At 64.5% G+C, this 20,050-nt stretch carries 18 protein-coding genes and 1 pseudogene; 4 read left to right on the top strand and 15 right to left on the bottom strand.

What is annotated here, in order from left to right; all coding sequences use genetic code 11:
- Window positions 1-18: 18 nt before the first annotated feature.
- The 6 genes from IPL75_00525 to IPL75_00500 form a co-directional block, all read right to left on the bottom strand.
- Window positions 19-777 carry a Crp/Fnr family transcriptional regulator gene (locus IPL75_00525; GenBank protein ID MBK9238752.1) on the bottom strand — a complete coding sequence of 253 codons (759 nt, stop codon included), beginning with the start codon at window positions 775-777 and terminating at the stop codon, window positions 19-21.
- 9 nt (window positions 778-786) lie between these two features.
- Window positions 787-1,083, bottom strand: coding sequence for a circadian clock KaiB family protein (locus IPL75_00520; GenBank protein ID MBK9238751.1), 297 nt, complete (start codon window positions 1,081-1,083; stop codon window positions 787-789).
- Window positions 1,084-1,089: 6 nt separating this feature from the next.
- Window positions 1,090-1,404, bottom strand: a complete 315-nt coding sequence (locus tag IPL75_00515; GenBank protein MBK9238750.1) for a circadian clock KaiB family protein — start codon at window positions 1,402-1,404, stop codon at window positions 1,090-1,092.
- A 3-nt stretch (window positions 1,405-1,407) separates the two neighbouring features.
- Window positions 1,408-3,183, bottom strand: coding sequence for a circadian clock protein KaiC (gene kaiC / locus IPL75_00510; protein ID MBK9238749.1), 1,776 nt, complete (start codon window positions 3,181-3,183; stop codon window positions 1,408-1,410).
- A 65-nt stretch (window positions 3,184-3,248) separates the two neighbouring features.
- Window positions 3,249-3,503: a hypothetical protein gene (locus tag IPL75_00505; protein ID MBK9238748.1), complete on the bottom strand. Its 255-nt coding sequence runs from the start codon at window positions 3,501-3,503 to the stop codon at window positions 3,249-3,251.
- A 77-nt stretch (window positions 3,504-3,580) separates the two neighbouring features.
- Window positions 3,581-5,299, bottom strand: coding sequence for a hypothetical protein (locus IPL75_00500; GenBank protein MBK9238747.1), 1,719 nt, complete (start codon window positions 5,297-5,299; stop codon window positions 3,581-3,583).
- A gap of 50 nt (window positions 5,300-5,349) precedes the next feature.
- On the opposite strand from IPL75_00500, the gene IPL75_00495 reads away from it, so the two are divergent.
- Window positions 5,350-6,888, top strand: coding sequence for a hypothetical protein (locus tag IPL75_00495; GenBank protein MBK9238746.1), 1,539 nt, complete (start codon window positions 5,350-5,352; stop codon window positions 6,886-6,888).
- Here the strand turns inward: IPL75_00495 and IPL75_00490 are convergent.
- On the bottom strand, window positions 6,878-8,179 hold the full coding sequence (locus tag IPL75_00490; protein ID MBK9238745.1) for a hypothetical protein: 1,302 nt from the start codon (window positions 8,177-8,179) through the stop codon (window positions 6,878-6,880). The genes IPL75_00495 and IPL75_00490 overlap by 11 nt on opposite strands.
- Window positions 8,180-8,580: 401 nt before the next feature.
- Here IPL75_00490 and IPL75_00485 point away from each other — a divergent pair, with 401 nt between their 5' ends.
- Together IPL75_00485 and IPL75_00480 are read left to right on the top strand one after the other, a co-directional pair.
- Window positions 8,581-9,663, top strand: coding sequence for a PHP domain-containing protein (locus IPL75_00485; protein MBK9238744.1), 1,083 nt, complete (start codon window positions 8,581-8,583; stop codon window positions 9,661-9,663).
- Window positions 9,660-11,971 (top strand): annotated as a pseudogene (locus IPL75_00480) (ribonuclease H-like domain-containing protein). The gene IPL75_00485 and the pseudogene IPL75_00480 overlap by 4 nt, the downstream one beginning before the upstream one ends.
- Here the strand turns inward: IPL75_00480 and IPL75_00475 are convergent.
- Window positions 11,892-13,559 (bottom strand): trypsin-like peptidase domain-containing protein, encoded by a 1,668-nt coding sequence (locus IPL75_00475; GenBank protein ID MBK9238743.1) that lies wholly within the window; start codon window positions 13,557-13,559, stop codon window positions 11,892-11,894. The pseudogene IPL75_00480 and the gene IPL75_00475 overlap by 80 nt on opposite strands.
- A 26-nt stretch (window positions 13,560-13,585) precedes the next feature.
- On the opposite strand from IPL75_00475, the gene IPL75_00470 reads away from it, so the two are divergent.
- On the top strand, window positions 13,586-14,386 hold the full coding sequence (locus tag IPL75_00470) for a DUF4159 domain-containing protein (GenBank protein MBK9238742.1): 801 nt from the start codon (window positions 13,586-13,588) through the stop codon (window positions 14,384-14,386).
- A 51-nt stretch (window positions 14,387-14,437) separates the two neighbouring features.
- Here IPL75_00470 and IPL75_00465 read toward each other — a convergent pair whose 3' ends face one another.
- The 7 genes from IPL75_00465 to IPL75_00435 form a co-directional block, all read right to left on the bottom strand.
- Window positions 14,438-16,261, bottom strand: a complete 1,824-nt coding sequence (locus IPL75_00465; GenBank protein ID MBK9238741.1) for a hypothetical protein — start codon at window positions 16,259-16,261, stop codon at window positions 14,438-14,440.
- Window positions 16,262-16,306: 45 nt separating this feature from the next.
- The gene (locus tag IPL75_00460; GenBank protein ID MBK9238740.1) at window positions 16,307-16,720 is read right to left on the bottom strand and encodes a type II toxin-antitoxin system VapC family toxin; all 414 of its coding nucleotides are present in this window, start codon (window positions 16,718-16,720) and stop codon (window positions 16,307-16,309) included.
- Window positions 16,717-16,986 carry a type II toxin-antitoxin system prevent-host-death family antitoxin gene (locus IPL75_00455; protein ID MBK9238739.1) on the bottom strand — a complete coding sequence of 90 codons (270 nt, stop codon included), beginning with the start codon at window positions 16,984-16,986 and terminating at the stop codon, window positions 16,717-16,719. The genes IPL75_00460 and IPL75_00455 overlap by 4 nt, the downstream gene beginning before the upstream one ends.
- Window positions 16,987-17,034: 48 nt before the next feature.
- Window positions 17,035-17,289 carry a hypothetical protein gene (locus IPL75_00450; protein ID MBK9238738.1) on the bottom strand — a complete coding sequence of 85 codons (255 nt, stop codon included), beginning with the start codon at window positions 17,287-17,289 and terminating at the stop codon, window positions 17,035-17,037.
- Between the two features lie 620 nt (window positions 17,290-17,909).
- A complete protein-coding gene (locus IPL75_00445) occupies window positions 17,910-18,677 on the bottom strand; it encodes a hypothetical protein (protein ID MBK9238737.1) in 768 nt (255 codons plus the stop codon).
- Window positions 18,678-18,777: 100 nt separating this feature from the next.
- A complete protein-coding gene (locus IPL75_00440) occupies window positions 18,778-19,587 on the bottom strand; it encodes an IS3 family transposase (protein ID MBK9238736.1) in 810 nt (269 codons plus the stop codon).
- Window positions 19,584-19,955: a transposase gene (locus IPL75_00435; protein MBK9238735.1), complete on the bottom strand. Its 372-nt coding sequence runs from the start codon at window positions 19,953-19,955 to the stop codon at window positions 19,584-19,586. Before IPL75_00435 ends, IPL75_00440 begins: the two co-directional genes overlap by 4 nt.
- Between the last annotated feature and the right edge of the window lie 95 nt (window positions 19,956-20,050).

Below are 20,050 nucleotides of genomic sequence, written 5' to 3'. Positions count from 1 at the left end.
CGTTACGCGCAACACGAACTAGTCGCGCATCGTGAATGTACGGAGGCTGCGATGCACCGTCAGCCCGGCCTTGCTTGTGTACGTCACGTACCCGAGCTTCCTGAACTTGTTCATGAAGAAGTTGATGCGCGATCGTGTGGTGCCTACCATTTGCGCGAGGTGCTCCTGGCTCACGCCGGGCGCCACGGATTCGGTCACGCTCTTCGGGCCGAAATGCGACAAGAGCAGCAGCATCCGAGCCAGCCGCTTCTCACTCGAGTTGACCATCTGGTCGGCAAGATCCGCTTCGTAACGGACCAGACGCGCGAGCAACTGGTTGATGAAGACTCCCGCGAGCTGGCCATCACGCAGCTGCGCCGACATCGCCTGTCTCTCCACCCGTATGAGCGTGCAACCGCCCACGGTGGTCGCCGTGGACATACGCACCGACTGCCCCACCAGGCACCCTTCACCAAAGAACTCGCCCGGGCCCAGTGTGGCGACGATCGCTTCCTTGCCTTCTTTCGATCCCACGGCCAGCCGAACCTTGCCCTGCACCACAAACAGCAGGCAATCGGCCGGCTGCCCCTGCATGAAGATGGTGCGGCTCGCCCGGTATTCCACGAGGCTCTTGCCTTCGGCGATCCCCGCCAGCAGGCGTGCCCATTGCACCAGCGGAGCGTCGGCGATCGCCGCGGCCACCTGCGGCACGGCCAACCGGGGCAGGGCGCCGCGCGCAATCACGGCCGGCTCGGGCGGTCGGGGCAGCGGCGTTGGCCCCTTTTCAGCGCTCGGCACTTGGGGTTCTCACAGTTGAACGTCCAATCCACGCAACACGCCGTCCACATTGGACATGTCGCCGACCAGCCGATTCACTGGCGCGGGACACCGCTTGATGAGAGTGGGCACAGCGACGATCTGGTGCGTGCGTGCCAGGCCGGCATTTGTGTGGATATTGATGACCTTCAGGTCGTAGCGGCCCTTCAGGTGTTCTTCGCACACCCGCTTCAGGTTCTTCACGGCCAACTGCGACGTCGCCGCGGCCGGATTCACGTAAAGGTGCAGGATGTACAGGGCCTGCGCGGAAAGGGACTGTGCGTGCATGGACGTTTAAACAACCTGTTGCAGTGCAAGACCCACCAGCACCCGGTCGGTGTCGGACAGGTCGCCAATGATCTTCCGCACTTCTTTCGGAAGTTTGATTTCGAGAGTCGGGATGGCGACGATCTGGTTCCCGCGCGCCAGATGCGGATGTTCCAGGAGGTCGATGACTTCAATCCGGTAGCGGCTCTTCAAGTGCTGCTCGCACAGGACTTTCAGGTTGGCAATGGCGCGGGTCGACTTGGGGGTCTCACCGGCCACGAATAGCCGCAGCTTGAAGATGGTCGGCGCAGGAGACTTGGAGGCCGCGGTCTTTTTTGCCATCACTTATCGTCGCTGCGACGCTGGCGCGCGCTTGACCTTCGTGTACGCCGAGGCATCCGCTTCCCGGCTTTGTTCCATCTGGCCGCGGCCCTCGAGGACTTCTGCGTCGAGCAGCTTCGACTCGGAGATGCTTTGCTGGATGACCTCTTCTTCCACTTCGAATTCGGCCTTGAGCATAGTCATGCGCGCCTCGAAGATCTGGCGCTTACGCTCCAGTTCGCGGCCGCGGCCCAGGGTCTGCTGGCTGCGGAACGTGCTCTCGGCCTTCTCGCGCGCCTCCTGTGACATCCGAGCAGAACCGGTCAGCACACCCTCGGGACCAAGGTAGACGTCGAGCAGGCGGACTCCGTCGTTCGTGATCACGAATTCGCGAATCTGATTGGAGTGATTCATGCCCCGCGACTTCAGCACATACATCGCGCGGTTGCGTTCGCCGCCGACCTCCACCGTCTTGAGCAGCAGCCAGGTGTCCATGAGCGACGACACATCGGCCTCGTTCGTTTCCAGATCGCCGCCGGCAGCCGTCAGGCTGGCAAACAGTGCGGTGATTTGCTGCGTCTTCAACACATCGATCAGCCTCGTCAGCATCGATCGCACTTCGTTCATGGTGCTGACCGTCAGCAGGTTCGTAATGGGATCCACCACCACGACGCTTGGCTGAAAGCTGGCAATCTCTTTGTGGGTCACGAGCAGCACTTCTTCAATGCCCCCGTACGTGGGACGAGCCGCATGAAATTGCAGCAGCCCATTTTTCATCCACGGCTCCAGATCGATGCCGATCGAGCGCAGGTTCCGGACGATTTGTCGGGGCGATTCCTCAAAGGCAAAATACAGGCACCGCTCGCCGCGACGGCACGCCGCATCAACGAAGTGCGCGGCCACACTGGTCTTGCCGGTACCGGACGTGCCCGACATGAGGATGCTGCTTCCCCTGAAGAAGCCCTTGCCGCCCATCATGCCGTCGAGCCGCTCGATACCAGTGGAAATGCGTTCGAGCGGCGCGTGATGATCCAGGCCGAGTGACGAGATGGGCAACACGGACAGACCGTGCTGATCGATCAGGAAGGGATACTCATTCGTGCCGTGCGTTGACCCACGGTACTTGACGATGCGCAGGCGGCGGGTTGAGACCTCGTCGCGGATGCGATGGTCCAGCACGATCACGCAGTCCGACACGAACTCTTCGATGCCGTGTCTGGTCAACTGGTCCGGTCGATCGCGCTCAGCCGTCAGGACCGTCGTCAGCCCCTCGTCCTTGAGCCAGCCAAACAGACGGCGAATCTCGGCGCGCAGGATGCCGGGGTTCGGTAACGCGCTGAACAGGGCCTCGAGCGTGTCGAGGACGATGCGTTTCGCCCCCACTTGCCGGACGGCGTCGGCGATGCGAATGAACAGGCCATCAAGGTCGTACTCGCCGGTTTCCGCGATCTCGTTGCGCGCAATGTGCACGTGGTCCAGGAACAGCTTCTTTTCTTTCACGAGCTGGTCCAGGTCGAAACCAAGCGACGCCACGTTCACCGCCAGATCGGGCAGCGTTTCCTCAAACGAGATGAACACGCCGGGCTCATCGAACTGCGTGGCGCCGCGCACCAGGAATTCGAGTCCGAACAAGGTCTTGCCGGAGCCGGCGCCGCCGCTGACCAGCGTGGGACGGCCCGTGGGCAGGCCGCCACCTGTAATTTCGTCCAGACCCTGGATGCCGGTGGGAGACTTCAGTAATTTCTTGGGCGTCTTGGGTGACCGCGCCTTGGTTGGCCGTTTTCGTCTGGTGTCGGGCACTGTGCGCAGGCTATCCGCTTCAACCACCAATGGCTGTTCGCAATTGCACAGCTTTTTGATGAAACCTATTGGGCGGCTTTGGGCTTGGCCCTGTGTCCGTCCTCGCAGGTGGTCTCGGCGACGGGCTCCAGTGGCCCGAGTTCGTGTGTATCCTGGGCGGCTTGGGCGGCCTCCCGCGCACCAGGTTCCACCGGCGATCGCGTCGGATCGTCGGGGCGTGTGTCGGGACCATCAGGATCTTTCTGAAAGTCGGGCAGGTTGTCGCGCCGGAACGGCGCATCTTCTTTTAAACCAATCTCGAGCTTGTCTTTCCAGGTCATGCCCTCACGCTATTCCCGCGGATGCAGGAAAGCCTGTACCGAAGAGCACACACACAGGATGGCCGTTTTGCGCCCGCTCAGCGGCACGCAGGATCGGTGACAGCACCGGTCGCTGCGGCCACCGGCCAGGGCGTGTGCCGGCGCAGGCCGACAAAGACTTGTGCAAGCAGCGTTTCGTCCAGATCGACGTCACCCGACCAGCGGAGACGAGCGGTTCGAAAGAGCTCGGGCCATTGCTCGGGCCCGGCAAACGTGAACTCCAGTGTCGGCTCGGCCCGGCTGTCGGAAAAACCCATCAGCCCGCCGATGTCGATGAGCGAGATGGGCTCGGCTGGACACCGAGGCGCCAACCCAAAGGTCGCCAACACAACATGGTGATACCGGTGGTCCTTGAAATTGTCGAGGGTCACCGACCGGCGACTGCCGTGGTCGGAGAACAGCACGAGTTGGCCTCCCTGCTGCAGGAATTGCGCGTCAGACACCTCGCGCTGAATCACCGTCTGCAGGCGACGAATCTTCCATTGGTTCAACGGCAGTGGATCGTCGGGTCCGTCCACATCCTGCCAGTCGATCGTGCGGTCGCGCACCGTCCACGCCGGCGCCCTCAGCACCGCTTTAATCTCGGTCATCGACATCTCAAGGGAGCCTGGGTACGCAGGCAGATGGGTGTACGTCAGATGCGCCGCCACAAACGTGCGCTCGCCTTTCGCGCCGGCTCTCAGGATTTGCCGGACCTCGCGCCGCACGTCGTAGGTAAACGTACCGGCCTCGTTCGATGGGGACGCGCCCGGCCACGGCCGGGGCAACGCCGGCCCCAGGACTGGCACCAGCACCGAACTGTTCGCCACCATCGGCAGCAGCACCTGCCGCCAGCCCACCGGACCGCTGTGGTCCTCATCGAAGCCTGCGCTTGACCCCACAGCGGCTGTGAGCTGGTCCGTGAAGTGGGCGATGGTGCGATAGCCCCGGCTCCGCGCGGTGTGCAGCAGCGTCGCATCTGCACGTTGCACGCGCTGGAACCCATGGAACACGCCGTGCTCCCGAACCGGCCGCATCGTCAGGATGCTCGTCCAGACCGCGTTGGTGAACAGACCTGGCGTGACCGCACGTTCGTACCACGTGCCGCCTCCGGCCTTCACCCAATCGGCCAGTGGCGCGATGTCGTCGCTGTGCGAGATGGAATCGACGCCGAGCAGGACCACCGATGGCGCGGCCCCAAAGAACGGTTCGATTCGCGCGCGCAGCCACTGGGGCCCGGGGCTCAAGAGCCCCACCGCGAACAGCGCGGCCGCGAGTTTCATACGCATGCCGGACCGGCCGGTGACGACCACGCCGACAAGTCCCAGGGCAGCAAGCAGGAGCAGCAGGCCTGCGACCGGAAGGGTGGCAAACAGTTCAAACAGTGGCTGGCTGAGCACGGCCGGGTACCACACCGCGATGCCAACGCACCCGATGACGAACGTCACGAGAGGCTCGAGCAGAAGCCGGGCGGCGCCGCCCCGTCCGGCGCGCGGCTCGGCCCCGAGGCGGCTGAAGATGAATCCCGAGAGGCCGAAGAAGATCGCTCCCACCAGAATCATGTCGGGCAGACGGAGCAGCGTCCCTGCGGCGCCGGCCAGCAGCGCCTGCCCCAGCGAGAGGGCGTAGTACGGCATCATCGCGAGCGCGAACGCCGTGCCAAGGGTGGTGAGACAGGGCCACGCGATCGCGGCAAAGATGACGTGCGCGCTCCAACGGCGAATCTGGGGAACCGGCACCGGCGTGTGCAGGAGGCGGTGGATCCGCGAGTGCGTCATGCCGTGTGGATTATACGGGCAGGGCTGCGCGGACGTATGATTTGGCGCTCATGACGTCCGTGCGCACGCTCGCGATCGCCACCGGTGCCCTGGCGCTCCTTGTCTACGTGCTGCGCCTGAACGGCGTCGCCGGCATGTACGTGGACGACGCGTGGTACGTGCTGTTTGCAAACGCGATTGCCTCTGGACAGGGTTACCACCTGATCAACGCGCCGTCGGCGGAGATGGCTGCGGTGCTGCCATCCAGTCCACCTGGATTCGCCCTCACTCTGGCGCTCGTCGCCTCACTCACGCCGGCGTTCCCCGGCAACGTCATCGTCCTGAAGATGGTCTCGGTGCTCGCGATGCTCGGCGTCGGCCTGCTGGCCGCGACGTACTACCGCGATCGCGGGCTGACTGCGCCACTCGCCGCCACCCTTGCGCTCGTGGTCATCCTCACGCCGGCCTTTGTCTGGCTGGCGACGTCCACGGTGATGTCGGAGCCGTTGTTCACGCTGGCGCAGATCGCGACCGTGGTGCTCGTGGGGAGGCGGCGGCCCGTACTGGGTGGCGTAGCAGCCGCGGCCAGCGTCCTGATTCGATCGGCTGGCCTGCCGCTGCTGGTGGCCGCTGTGATCTGGTATCTGGTGCGGCGCGAACGCCGCGCGGCCGCGCTGTTTGCCGCCACGGCGATCGTGCTGCTGCTCCCCTGGGCGATGTATGCGCGTGCGTATGCGACACCAGTCGAACAGCGCCTCGCGCACGGGGGTGCGCATGTGTTCACGTATCAGGAGCAGTTCTGGATGCGGCGCGCCGGCGACATCCAGTCGGGACAAATCACCGCGAGTGAGCTGCCCGGCCGGGTCAAGGATGCCATCGTGGACATCTTCGGCCGCGACGTCGGCGCGATCGTGCTCCCCGAGCTGTACCGATCCTCGATGGAGAGTGGTGAAGAGACGCTGTCGGTTGGCGGTGAACGCAGCACGATTTCCACCGGCAGCATGGGCAATACGGCCGGCACCATGGTGGTGTCGGGCCTCTTGAGCGCGCTGGCATTGATCGGCTTCGTGGCCCGATGGCGGCGCGGCGCTGACGTGGCCGACTACTTCGTTCCGCTGGCGCTGCTGCCGATTGTGTTCTTTCCGCACTGGGCGTACCGCCTCGTACTGCCGTTGACGCCGTTTCTCTACGGCTACCTCGTGGCGGGTGTGCAGACGTTGACGCCGGTCTGGCCAAGGGTTCTTCGCATCGCCCTGGCATGTATCCTGAGCCTGCACGTCATCGATCACGGGATGTACTGGCTACAGCGCCAGCAGGCACCATGGCTTGAAGATGCCCGCGAGGCGGATGAAGTGATCGCCTGGATGCAGCGCGAATTGACGACGCCAGGGCACGTCGCCTCCACGAACCCGGCGCTGATCTACCTGCGCACCGGGCGGAAGAGCCTCGCGATTGATGACGCCCGCGGACGATGGCAGGACTGGCGCGCACTTGGCGTCCGCTACGTCGTGTCTCTGCGTGGACAGGAACTGCCCGACCCGTCGCTGCCCTATCGCGTGCTGTTCAAAACCACGCGGTCAGGGATGTGGGTGGTCGAGGCTACTGATTGAGCGGCGGGGGCCCGGGCAGAAGCTCGTAGACCCAGACATTCTTGTCCTGGAGCTTGAAGCGGAGCTCGGCGCGGGCATCGAGCAGCGGCTCGCCATCAACGAGCGAGACCACGTAACGGACGCCCATGCGCTGCCATCGGCTCCACTTGTCATCGAAGCTGTTGATGGCCACGGTGCGGCGGCCGGTGTGCAGATACACCAACGCCGGATTGTCCGCCGCAACCGCCCCTACAGGCTCGGGATGTTGTCGGACCCAATCCAGAACCTGGTTAATGTCGTCGGCCTGCGACTTCCATGAGCCGCCGCGCGGGTTACCGTAGGCCTGTGCGATGTACTGCGCGTGGTCCAGGGCGTGCAGCCCGATGATGACCATCAGGAGGATTCGTGCAACCGCGTACGGCGCGACTCCGCCCTGACGAAGCCGGCCCAGCCAGCCCGCAACAGTTTCAGCACCGAGCACCAGGTACACAAACAGGAACGGCACCAGCGGCAGCACGAATCGGAACGTCCAGAACGGCCACAACACGATCATGCCGAGCGCCAGCACTACCAGCGGTTCGGCCACTGTCACACGCCGGCGGCACGCGGCGACGAAGCCCAGGACAACAAGCATGCTGAGCGCCAGGGAAACGACTTTGGTGCCGAGCGCCGAACCCATACTGGGCGCGCCCACGTCCTGCGGCGGCCCAAGTCCAATGACCTCGAGCCCGCTCTCGCCGGATGTGCGGAACAACAGCGGAACAAATATGCCGCCCACGTCACGGATGGCAATGTTCGTGACATTGTCCACGACGCGGCCCGGCAGCATTTCGACGCCGGCCGGCCGGGCAGTGACGGTGCCGGCTTCGGTGGTCCAGAACTGGTCTGCGTAGGCCACCGCCATCAACCCGCCGTGGTCGACGAGTTCGGCTCGCGTCGGCGCATGCGCACGCGCGTACAGCAGCCAGGGCATCACGCAGATCGCCGCCGTCGCACCGAAGATGGCGACAGACCGCCACCGCCGCTCTCGCGCGAGGTAGAGCACTCCGGCCGCCGCCACCGTCACGCCAGCCGTGCGCGTCAGAAACGCCGCAGCCGCGAGCACACCGGCCAACACGGCCATCCCTCGCGATGATCGAGCCTCGGCCAACCGCGCCGTACGCTCGATGAGCAGGACGGCCAGCAGTTGAATGAACAGGAACACCGCCTCCGACATCATTGTCGACGTGGCCAGAAACACGAGTGCCGGTGTGGCGACGGTTGCCACCGTGATGGCCATCGCCAGCGAGGGCGGCAACGAACGGTGCTGCACGACGTAGCGGGCACGTGAGTGCCCCGGCGCCGATCATCGCGGCGATTGAGATTCCTTTGAGCAGCACGACGTTATCGGGAAACTGCGGGCTGATGAGGAAGACCAGCGAGAGAATCGCCGGGAAACCCGGGGGGTATACGTTCGAAAGAAACTCGGTGCCCGCCGAACTGATGAGCCGCGGGCCTGCCCCTTCCGAAATGGCCTTGGCCAACACCATGTACCACGCATCGTCGCCAATGAGGCCGGCGATGTCATCGACGCGCAGGAAATACAGCCCCAGAGCGGCCAGTGTGAGCGCCACGGCGCCTGATCGGGGAAAACGCACGTCAATCATTTCGGCGCGGGGCCACGCCGCCTGTAGCCCTGGGGCCGTGTTAGGCTGCGCTTGGTGCCAACGGAACGTGGTGACTGATTTCAACATGCTGGTCGGCGGCCTGCTGGACGACATGGCCGCGATCCAGTCGTCGGTGTACGCCAGGCGTGCGTATGAGCGCTCCGCACGCAGCGCCGCCTTGATGCCGTCGCCGCTCCCAGACATGTCTGCAGCCGACATCGCGGCGTTTCCCCACATGGGAAAGTCCGCACTGCGCGTCGTCAATGAAGCACTGGCTTCAGGTGGATCGGCGACGGTCACGAAGGCCCTGGCGGCGAGTGGGCGAAGCACGGACATCGCGCGACGACACACGCTTCGCGAAGGATTCATGAGCATGGCGGTCGCCCGTCAGGTGCTGGTTCAGGCGGCGCCTGGAGTGATCGGACGGAAACACTACCGGGCCGATTTCCAGATGCACTCACAGTGGAGCGACGGCGCACAGACCATCGCTGAAATGGCGTTTGGCTGTTCCGAACGCGGCTACACCCATTTCGCCGTCACAGACCACGCGCGCGGCCTGACCATTGCGCGAGGCCTGTCGGCCGAGTCTATGAAGGCACAGCACCGCGAGATCGACGCCCTCAACGACTCGCTCGACGGCAAGATGCGCGTGCTCAAAGGAATCGAAGCCAACATTCTGGCTGACGGACGGCTCGATGTGAGCGCCGATGAGATGCAGCGTTGCGACATCGTGCTAGCCGCGCCGCATTCACGGCTGGATGAGCCGGGCGACCAGACCGACCGCGTGCTCGCGACGGTCAATACGCCAGGCGTGCACGTGCTGGCCCACCCGAGCGGGCGCAAGTTCGGCAAACGCGCGGGCCTCAACGTCCGCTGGAGTCGCGTGTTCAAGGAGGCCGCCCGCCGGAACGTGGCCATTGAACTCGACGGCGATCCGTCCCGGCAGGATCTCGGCTACGCGCTCGTGTGCCAGGCGCTCGACGCCGGCTGCGTGTTCGCGATAGACAGTGATGCGCATGCCACGGAAGAACTCGTCTTCTCGGACATCGCGCTGGCGCACGCACGGCTCGCTGGTGTGCCACCCGCGCGCGTCATCAATTGCTGGCCGTTGAAGAAGCTTCTGACGTGGCTGCAAAGTCATCAGCAATAAACGACGAGTGGCTCTGGGGCTGGGACCAGACTCCGGGCATCGTCTCGGTTTGGGCCGACGGCAGCGGTCGCGCCTGGGTGTGGCGGCGCGAACGTGGAAGTCTGCATAGTGAGCAGGTCCGGTATCGGCCCTGGGTGCTGGTGGACAGCATCGATCACCTGCTTGAAGCCAATGTCAGCTGGCACGAGCTCGAAGGTCCGGGCGCGCTTCGCTTCCACGTCAGCGCCGATGACGGCCGTACGTTGACCCATGCCCTTCTGGCTGCGGCCTCCGCCAGGTTCGGTCGCGCGGTGTCTCACATCGGAGACCTGGACAAGACGCCCATCCTGAATCTCTCGCCCGAGGAGCAGCACTGGTCGCAAGTGGCCGAACGTATTTCGGTGGTCTCGCCTTCGACGACCTGCGGCGCCTTCAGTTCGACATTGAAACCACCGGTCTTGACCCGAGGCGAAGCCGGGTGTTCATGATCGCCGTGCGTGACCCCGAAGGCCGCGTGCACATGCTGGAAGCCGACGGCGACGACGACCGGGCAGAAAGGGAGTTGCTCCGCAGACTGGCGGCTGTGCTTGCGGAAGCCGATCCGGACGTCATCGAGAATCACAACCTGCACGGATTCGATCTGCCGTTCCTGGAACGGCGCGCTCGAACGCTCGGCCTCCAGCTGCAACTGGGCAGAGTGCCGGGTGCCTCCCTTCGTCGCCGGGCGGCTCGTCGCGGCGTGCGTGATGACGAAGGCAGTGCGCGGCGCGTGCGGTTCGTGGCACCGGGCCGTGAGCTGATCGACACGCTCGATGCTGTTCGCGCTTATGACTTCGCGGTGCGTGAGTTGCCCGGGCACGGCCTCAAGGCCGTGGCAAGGCACCTGGGTGTGGCGGGGCCCGATCGCGAGTTGATCCGAGGCGATCAGATCTTCAACGTCTTTCGGACCGATCCCGCCCGCGTCCGTCGCTACGCGGCCGCAGACGTCGAGGAGGCCGCCGCCATCGCGCGCATCCTCGGAGGCGCCGCATTCGCGCTCGCGAAGATGGCGCCACGACGATACGAGAGACTCGCCGACGCAGGGGCCGCCACCGGCATCATCGACCCTCTCATTGTGCGTGCGTACGTGCGCGCCAACGCGGCCCTGCCGGCCCATCGCCCCGGTGATGGCACCGAGCACACCGGCGCGGCCCTGCACCTCTTTGCCAGCGGCGTGGCCCAGCGCGTGGTCAAAGCCGACGTCGCCAGCCTGTACCCGTCCCTCATGCGTGCCTTCCGGATCGGGCCATCACGCGACCGCCTCGGCGTCCTCCTCACCATCGTCGATCGCCTGGTCGAGCGCCGCCTGGCTGCGAAGGCGGCAGGAAAGGCCGCGCCGCCGGGTTCGGCGGAGCGCCATTCCCACGAAGCGATGTCGGCGGCCATCAAGTTGGTGGTCAACTCGGCCTACGGCTATCTCGCGGCTGGTGGGGGCCTGACGCGATTTGCCGACGTCAACGCGGCAAACGAAGTCACCAGACGGGGCCGGGAAACGCTTGCGCTGATTTGCCGTGAGCTGGCTGCTCGCGGAGTCCAGTTGCTTGAGGCTGACACAGACGGTGTGTATTTTTCAGTCGGCGACACCTGGACAGAAAGCGACGAACGCCGGGTGGTGTCCGAAGTGGCGGCACTGCTGCCACCGCTTGTGCACCTGGAGTTCGAAGGCCGCTATGCCGCGATGCTGTCGCACGAGCCGAAGAACTACGCCCTGCTCTCGTACGACGACCGTCTCACCCTGCGTGGTGTGGCCTTTCGTTCAAGCCGCGCGGAACCGTTTGGCGAGGCGTTTCTGCGCCGCGCGATTCGGTGCCTGCTGACCGAAGATGTGCCGGGCGTCAGACAGGCCTACCTCCACAGCGTCTTTGCCCTCCGCAGACGGACGATGGCGACGTATGACGTGTCGTCTCGAGTGCGTCTCACGAAATCGCCTGAAGAGTACGAGGCCGTCCGCGCAACCCGGCGTGAACTGTCTTATGAAGCGGTCCTCGCGTCCGGGCGCACGACGTGGGGAGTCGGCGAACGCGTACGGGTGTACAGGACGTCACGAGGCACCGGCGCGCTTGTGCCGGAACGTGATGAGGACGCGTATGCGACGTCTGTGTGGATCGACACGCACGACTACGACGCCGCGCACTACGTCCGCGTCCTCACCGACAACTTTGCCTCACGGCTTGAGCGTGCGTTCGGGGCAGACGACCACGCAGCGGTCTTCAGCGACCCCGAGCAGCCGTCGCTGTTTGAGCGGGACGTGATGACGATCCGGCCGGTCCTGCGGCCAGGCCCGGAGTAACCCGGTGAGGCGCGAAGTCCTGCCAGATTTGTTGAATCACCTTGGCGTCCACGACGAGCGTGTCCGCATTCCGAGGCTCTTTTTCCGAGAACACCTGGAGCGTGACGGTCTTGCACGTAGGTGTCAGTGCCTCGGGATCAAACGCATAGAGGCCTTCAACGATGGTGTCCTTGTCGGTCAGTCGATGCTCGAGTGTGAAAGGGTGCACAGGCACCACCTCGGCGTCACCACACATCGCGCGCATCCGTTCAAAATTGGATTTGGGGCGTTTGAGCGGCGGCAGTGAGACGCCCTGGGTCATCACCGCGCCACGCGCGACTCTCGCCCAGAAACTCTCGACGAACCTTGGCGTGACACGAATCAGCAACACCGGCGGCACTTCCTCAACGTACCTGGACCAGTTGCCAAAGCCGAATTGTCGAACCCCGGTAGCCTGGGCGGCCTGGGAAGCCCTGACCTGCACCGGCGTGATGAACTCAACATCGAAGTCCGACGTCGCCAGTTGATACGGAGTCGGCCGGCCTGCGCCGCTCTGCGGAGCAGCACCGGCTGGAACGGGCGGGAACGGCCGGAGCGACTCCACGGGTAATTGCGCGGCCGAAGGCGGCGGGGTGGCTGTGATTTTCTCTGCCGCCGACCCGACGACCTCACACAATCGGCCCACCCGTACAATCCGGGTGCGGTCGGACCGTTCGCCGTCGCGCTCGGGAACCAGTGTGGTGAGTCCGATGAACTGGCCCGCGGGCCCAAACACTGGTGCGCCGCTGCCGCCGACACTCGCGCGAAGGCTGGAGTCGATGACATTCGGGAGGATGACGTCGATCGATCCGCTCCTGCTTCCCCGCAACCGGTCAAGCGGCGCCTCGATCGCGGTGATGTCGTCACCCACCACCACGACAGGCCCGGCCGTCGTCTCACACGCGAGCGGTTGGGTCTTCGCCGACGCCGCCACTGACGGGTTGATTCTGACGATCGCAATCCCACGCACGGCATCTGATGCGACAACGACGCCGGCCACCTTCACGCTCGCCGACAATTGCACTTCCACTGACGCCGCCGTGCCGATCACGTTCTGGTCGGCGAGTACGAGTCCTTGTGCATCGATGAGGAGTCCCGACCCGTGGGCTGTGGCGGTCCAGATGGCCACGACGCTGTCCTTCCACGTGGCGAGCAGCGAGGATGGATCTGCATCTGGTGCGGCCGCCGTCGAATTTGCCGCATCCGTGATGGGCCCCACATCGGCGTTCTCACCCGTCAACTCGAGCACCGCGTCGCGGCCGCCCACCACGTCCACGACCATCGTCCACTGGTAGGCCTTGCCATCAAGCGCCACGGGGCGGTCCGACTCCACCGTGTAGTTACCCGGCGCAAGTCGAATCTCGGCGGCGCCTTCAAGCGACGTCAGGATCCGCCGCGGCGGAGCGCTCGCGGGGTTTTCGCTGATGAGCAGCGCATGGCGCGGCACCGGCGTCGCGCGCCCAGTGCTGTCGACGACGATGACCGTGATGCGGAGGACACTGGCCACCTGGACCACGCCGGTGTGCGGGGTCAGCAGGAAGATGAGTGCGAGGGCCAGTCCGCGGAACATCCTTCCGATACACTATGCTTTCTTTCATGAAGGTGCGCGTCGGCGTCGGCATCGCCCTCCTGCTGGCCGGCCTGGCAGGGGCTGGGGTGGTGATCGCCCAGAGGGGCCGTTTCGGCGCGCTCGACTCGGCGCTGGGCCGAGTGCCTACCGCCACCAACATTCCCTACGACGGCCGCTTCGCGTTCGTCCGGCTCACATACGAGACGTTGCCCGGCGGCTATTGGTACCGCGGCCAGCCGGCGTGGTCACACGGCTACCCCACGTCGGAACAGAATCTGATGAAGATTCTCGAGTCGTTCACGACGGTCACCGGTCATCAAAGCACCAATACTCTTTCGCTCGAAGATCCCGAGATCTTCAACTACCCGGTGCTCTATCTCATTGAAGTGAGTTGGTGGCAGATGACCGACGTCGAAGGACGTAATCTGCGCGCGTTCCTCGACAAAGGCGGCTTCGTCATCGTGGACGACTTCAAGACGGCCGAGTGGCGCGGTGGCCGCGGGTGGGATCAGTTTGCCGACAACATGCAGCGCGTGATGCCGCAGGGAAAGTTCATCGACCTCGATATCTCGCATCCGATCTTCAGCCAGTTCTTTGCGATCGAATCGCTCGACATCTTTCCGCAGGCCTACAACGCGGGCCGGCCGATCTTCCGCGGGCTGTTTGAAGGCAATGACCCGAGCAAGCGGATGCAGATGTTCGTGAACTACAACACCGACATCTCGCAGTTCTGGGAGTGGTCTGGCCGCGGGCTGCGGCCGATCGAGCAGTCAAACGAAGCGTTCAAGCTGGGCGTCAACGCCATCATCTACGGCCTCACGCACTAGCGCGGGTGTCCGCGGCCTTGAGACCCAGGCCGCGCTACGAGGATGGCTACCTCAAGGCCGTCTGGCGCGGAGGAGATTGACGATGGCGGCGGGGGTGAGTGGGGCCGGCTGCACGTCTATTCCGTTCAGCCGAAAGGCCGTGCCTGCGTCGTGGACGAGCACGCGGCCGGCGGCCGCCGTGGCTGCAGTCTGTAGCCCGCCCGCGCGCTGCAGTCCGGGGACGTAGAGGTGCTCAAGGAGCGCGGCATCACTCGACGTATCGAACCGGTCAACGTCGAGCACCGCCAGCGGCACCGGCGCGACGGCGACAGCGAGCAGGCCGGCAAGCGCGGCGTGACCTGACGCAATCAGAGGCGCGCCTGGATTCGCACGTATGGCGGCAACCATATCGGCGACTCGAGCGGCGGCCTGCGTCCGGTTGTACGTGTCGAAGTGCGGCGTCTCTGCGGCGGCTTTGGCGTCGAACGGCGAAAACGCGATGGACCGGACCGTGTAGCCGGCTCGTCGCACCGCGGCGGTCAGCGCACTACTCACGCCGGCCAGCAATACGGTCTTGTCGCCGGCTTTCGGCCGAGGCGGCGCCGTGACCGCTGTTTCATACCCGTAGCCCAGTGCGTGCCGAAGCGCTCGAACGCGAACGTCGGCAGAGGTCACAGCAAGCTGGCGGCGCGCGGCATCGATCCACGCGGCGGTCAGCTCTGAGGGGGTCAGGAGGCCATCGGGCAGCGGACGTTCGTGGAACACCAGAAGGTCGCCCGGGGGCTCGACGGTGAATGGCCGCTCGAGTCGCACCACACCGGCGGGGGCGCCCTGAAGCCAATGCGCCATCCACGCGTACACCGTTTCGCGGGCGTCGCGATTGAAGTTGTGCTCGGCGTAAAACCGCACCGCCTGCACGAGGTTCTGGCCGCCCGAGAGGTTGTACAGCGTGCGGATGGCCGGGTACTCCCTTTCAAGGGTGTTGGATGTCCAGTCTCCAATCGCAGACACCAGGAGGAGCGGGCGCGGCGCGATTGTCGCGGCAATCTCGACGTTGGTCGTATCGAGGCGCAGCCCCGGCGGGTTCTCACACACGCATCCCCCCTGCTCGCTGAGGGAAATCATGTTCACAGGCGCTACGGCGGCCACGCGGTCATCAACCGCCGCCAGCAGGAACGCCTGGGTCGCGCCCCCGGAGGCCCCGGCCGCGCCGATAGCGCCGCGCCGCACTTCGGGCAGGCTCTCAAGAAAATCCAGAGCCCGTATCGAGTTCCAGAGCTGCAGCCCCCCAAGACTCAAGCCCCACAGTGCTTCGAGCCGGCCGCCGAAGTCATGTGTCAGCTGCCGGCTGTCAGTGAAGCCGATCGTGTCGGAGGCCAGCACCACGAAGCCCTGCCTGGCAAGACTGATCGCACGGCCCGGCCCGGAGACGAGCGGCGTGTTCTCCAGTCGTCCGCCCTCAAAGTGCCCATGCGCAGAGAGGACCGCTGGGAACGGCCCCTTGCCGGCGGGGCGATAGACATTGCCGGTGACCAGGAACCCCGGCAAGCTCTCGAAGTACACCTTCGACACGGAATAATCGTCGTGTTGCACCTTGCCGAACTCGTGCGCGCGCAGCGGGGTTCGCTCGGGCATCGGCAAAAGTCCGGCCGACGCCAGCACATGTTCGCGAATGTACGAGGCGCGCCTCTTCCACGCGTCCACCGACTCGAACCTGGGCGCTGGATAGGTGTCGGTGTGGGTCCGGAAACGTTTGGCGGGCTGAGTGGATGGCGGCTTCGATTGACCAGGGAGATCGACGGCGCCGGCGGCGAGGGTCAGCACGAGCGCGACCGCAAGCGCCCGGCCGGCACGCGGCCACCCCACAAGGGCCCTGGCAGGATCCGAACTGGCCATTTGGTCAGTTTATGCTCAATGACGATGGCCGGGCTTCGGCAAGGCTCAGCCGAGGCTGCGTGCGGCCTTGCTCAAGCGATCGTCGGCACACATGAACCGCACATCGTCATCCTCAGCCGAGGCGAGAATGCGCTCGAAGGAGGCGAGGTGCACGGCATCGGCCGCGCGCAGGCCGTACTTCTCGGCAAGGCGCGCAGAGTGGCGGACGAGATCGGTGTCGATGCCCACCGCGATCCACGACGTCCAATCGGCCTCAAAAGCCTGCCTGGCCGCCTTCAGCGCGGCAGGGCTGACGCTCCTGTCGCGCCGCCGCCGTTCAAACGCCGCGCAGCCTTCCGGATACGCGAGCCACGAGGTGGCCACAACGGTCGCCTCTGCAACGGCATCCACCACGTCGTCTGAGTCATCTTCACGAATGTAGAGCTTCACGATGACCGAGGTATCGAGGTACAACGTCACCGCCGGTCCTCGATCACCATCTCGGAGGTGGCCTTACCTCTGGCGTTGGCCAACGGCGTGAGACCGCGCGGCTTGCCACCACTCCAACTGGCCTTGCCAGCGGCCACCATGCGCCACGCCCATTCAGCACCCGACTGCGCCTCCACAGGCGACAACACGGCGATGGCCCTGCCGCGGTCGGTGATGGTGAGACGGCTGCCTCGCTGCACACGCTTGAGCTGCCGACTCAACTGCGCCTTCAGTTCACGAACGCCAATATTTGACATGTGGCCACATTATCGTCGTCCATGTGGCCACGTCAAGTGCGCCGAGTCCTATCTGACCGTTCCCCTCAACGTCTTCCCTTTCACCGGATAGGGCGGCCGTTTCGGATCGACTGCGGGCTTCGCCTTAAGCGCCTGCAGGACGACCTCAATCGCTTTTTCGAGCTGAGGATCACGACCGGCCATGACATCGGCAGGCGTCTGCTCCACTTCAATGTCGGGCGCGACGCCTTCGTTCTCCACCACCCAACCCTCTTCGGCTGTCCAGATCGCCAGGTTCGGTGCAGTGATCGACCCGCCATCCATAAGGGTCGGGAAACCGAGTATGCCGGCGAATTACGGAACATCCATGGCAGCAGATCGCCTGACCTCAGCCGTGCCCCATATCCTGCTGGTTTCGAAACCAAAGCCATAGTTGCGCTCTCCGAATCAGGTCCACTACCTCAGAGACGGGGCGTTTGCTCCGGACGTCGTTGTCCAGGACGACAACCTCCTCGGTCACTGTCTCCAATTGAGCGGACAGCTCAGGCGCGAGGCTGAATGGATGCCAGATGCCAAAGCCTCGGTTTCAGTTCGGCTGAGTCCATATTCGATGGGTCTTCGCTTACGTGTCGCTCTGCAGCCCTGCGAACCGGCTATTCAACGCCGAGGCAAGGGCACGTAGCCGAGGCCCTTACAGACAGTGCAGACCCCTTCAAATCGGAAGACTCCTGGTGGACTCTTCATCACTTCGAACTCGCTCATTTCCTTACCGCAGGTCGCGCACCTGCATTTACTTGTACCACCACAATGCAAGCACTTCTCGCACCCTTCTGGAAATGTATTTCGCACGACCACCATGATTCGCCCCTCGTCTGGCTGACGCCCGGCTTCAGCCGCGGCGGAATTGAATGCTTGCACCATCCGCCGTCGGCTGCAAGCCGAGGTTAGCCACCGACCCCACTTTCAAGAGCCTTGGCATCCGGCGACAATTCCGCGAGGTCAGCGACGGCCTCAAGTTCTCGCTGTGCCTCTTGAGGCTCGCTCTTCGTCTTTAGAAACTCGATAAAGCTCTGGCGAGTCTCTTCGGCAGATTCCGCTGTCCAAGATTGGTCGCCGGAGGTCGCGTTCATGGCACCAACGCCTTCCGGGATGCTGCGCCCTTTCGCCAATAGATGGTAGAACGCTAGATACGACACCGCTGTGTCAGACCAGGTTGGCTGACCGAAGTTCCCGACCATTGCGAAATACGGGTGCTTCGCGTCGTCTTGGTGCTGCATTGCCATTCGGCATGCGCTGTAGCCCTTGCAAGCTGACATGCACAAGAGGAGTGCGCCCCCAAGACTCTCGTTGATGGGTACGAGCAATTCTCGAAGTTCCGCCCAGCCGATGATATCGCCGCTCGACAGCTGGATCCCATCACTCGCGCCGTGCGCACTCAAATGGAGGATTGGGTACCGGCCGGCGAACTGTTTCATGGCTTCGGGCAAGCCGATCTGGAGAGCGGCCTCGAAAGCCTGCCGATTGATGGCGGTCCGACTGACGCAGGGTATCTGATCTAATGCGAGCGCGCTTGCCACAAGGGCGCCCTCGGAGCGGCCGTGGTACAAGTCCGGAGCCGACGGCGATTCCACGATGTAGACGAAGAACACATACTTCGTCGGCGCGGCCGACAGGTTCTGTTGCGCATCGACTTCTGGTGGTGCGTCTGGCATCTTGCCCTCGTGTGGCTAACGACTGGCATCAGCCGCAGCGGCGCTCATTCTGACACGCGCCGCTTGGATCTTCCCTCGGTTTCGTAGACAGGTAGATGTTCTACGCTGCGTGCTGCTCATAGTCAATTGGAGAACGATAGCCCAGCGCCGAATGCAGGCGCTGGTGATTGTAGTAGCGCAGGTACTGCCGCAGGTGCTGGCGGAGGTCACGCACGGTGTGAAACGTGCGCCCGTGGATGCCGTCCGCCTTCATGGAATGAAAGAACGATTCCATGTGGGCGTTCTCGCCGGGCGCGCCCCCACGCGTCATGCTCTGGCGGGCGTGGACCTGATGGAGTTGTTGGCGCACGCGTGCCCCGAGGAATTCGCTCCCTCGATCGGTGTGAAAGATCAGGCCCGGCGCTGGGCGTCGGCGCCGCAAGGCCGCCGACAGCACCGCGCTGGTCAGGCGCGAGTCGCGCACCGATCCCACGCGCCACGCCAGCACCCGGCGCGAGCATTGGTCGAGGATCACCGCGAGATACCACCAGCGCCCAGACACTGACAGATACGTCAGGTCGCCGACCCAGATTTGATTGAGCCGATCCGCGCGGATGCGCTGCACGTGATTGGTATGCTGCCCAAACCACCGATGCGTGCCGGCCTTCGGTCGGTACACGCGCACCATACGTGCCCGCCAGCCGGCCGTCCGCATCAGACGTTCGACGCGGCGCCGACTGACCGCGTACCCGGCCTGTCGGAGCGCTTGATGCAGCCGCGGACTCCCGTAGGTGCCGTGGCTCGCCTCAAAGAGCGGGCGCATGACCATCAGCAACTGCTCGTCCTGCCTGAGGCGTGCCGACACCGGGCGGCGGCGCCACGCATAAAAACCGGCGCGCGTGACGCCATACCGCCGACACAATCGCGTCACCGACCAGGTCCTCTGTTGCGCTTCGATGAACGCGAAGACGTCGCCCTTCGAGCGGAACAGAACCTGATGGCTTTTTTTAACAGGGCGTGCTCCTCCTGCAGCACGCGGTGCGCGACTTCCAAGGCCTGTAGGCGGCGGAGTTCGCGGACCACCGCGACCTTCGGCGGCCGCGGTCGCGGTGCGCGACGCGACGGCTTCAAACGTCCCTCGCGGAACTCCTTGCGCCATCGCGAGAGCATGAAGGGGTGAATCTCAAGCGCGGCCGCGACGACCTGGACCTGCATGCCGGGTTGACGACTCAACCCCACCGCCGTGCGTTTGAAGTCCAGGCTGTAACACTGCACCTTCCGCGGACCGGGTCGTCCCATGGGACACCTCCTGCAGTTAGGTCGAAGTGTCTACTTTATCGAGGGAAGATCAGCCGTCGGCTGCAAGCCGATGATTCTCATACAGCCCTCCTCCT

It is taken from the genome of Acidobacteriota bacterium, from assembly GCA_016716905.1.
Lineage (GTDB): Bacteria > Acidobacteriota > Vicinamibacteria > Vicinamibacterales > SCN-69-37 > SYFT01.
The sequence above is the reverse complement of the archived record's forward strand: the minus strand, read 5'-3'. Positions and strand labels throughout refer to the sequence as shown.

Excerpts from the sequence above, each read along its gene's own strand:
- IPL75_00435 (MBK9238735.1), bottom strand. The coding sequence starts at position 19,955 with ATGGGACGACCCGGTCCGCGGAAGGTGCAGTGTTACAGCCTGGACTTC.
- IPL75_00500 (MBK9238747.1), bottom strand. The coding sequence starts at position 5,299 with ATGACGCACTCGCGGATCCACCGCCTCCTGCACACGCCGGTGCCGGTT.
- IPL75_00475 (MBK9238743.1), bottom strand. The coding sequence starts at position 13,559 with ATGTTCCGCGGACTGGCCCTCGCACTCATCTTCCTGCTGACCCCGCAC.
- IPL75_00495 (MBK9238746.1), top strand. The coding sequence starts at position 5,350 with ATGACGTCCGTGCGCACGCTCGCGATCGCCACCGGTGCCCTGGCGCTC.
- IPL75_00505 (MBK9238748.1), bottom strand. The coding sequence starts at position 3,503 with ATGACCTGGAAAGACAAGCTCGAGATTGGTTTAAAAGAAGATGCGCCG.
- IPL75_00470 (MBK9238742.1), top strand. The coding sequence starts at position 13,586 with ATGAAGGTGCGCGTCGGCGTCGGCATCGCCCTCCTGCTGGCCGGCCTG.
- IPL75_00455 (MBK9238739.1), bottom strand. The coding sequence starts at position 16,986 with ATGTCAAATATTGGCGTTCGTGAACTGAAGGCGCAGTTGAGTCGGCAG.
- IPL75_00450 (MBK9238738.1), bottom strand. The coding sequence starts at position 17,289 with ATGGATGGCGGGTCGATCACTGCACCGAACCTGGCGATCTGGACAGCC.
- IPL75_00515 (MBK9238750.1), bottom strand. The coding sequence starts at position 1,404 with ATGGCAAAAAAGACCGCGGCCTCCAAGTCTCCTGCGCCGACCATCTTC.
- IPL75_00520 (MBK9238751.1), bottom strand. The coding sequence starts at position 1,083 with ATGCACGCACAGTCCCTTTCCGCGCAGGCCCTGTACATCCTGCACCTT.
- IPL75_00445 (MBK9238737.1), bottom strand. The coding sequence starts at position 18,677 with ATGCCAGACGCACCACCAGAAGTCGATGCGCAACAGAACCTGTCGGCC.
- IPL75_00465 (MBK9238741.1), bottom strand. The coding sequence starts at position 16,261 with ATGGCCAGTTCGGATCCTGCCAGGGCCCTTGTGGGGTGGCCGCGTGCC.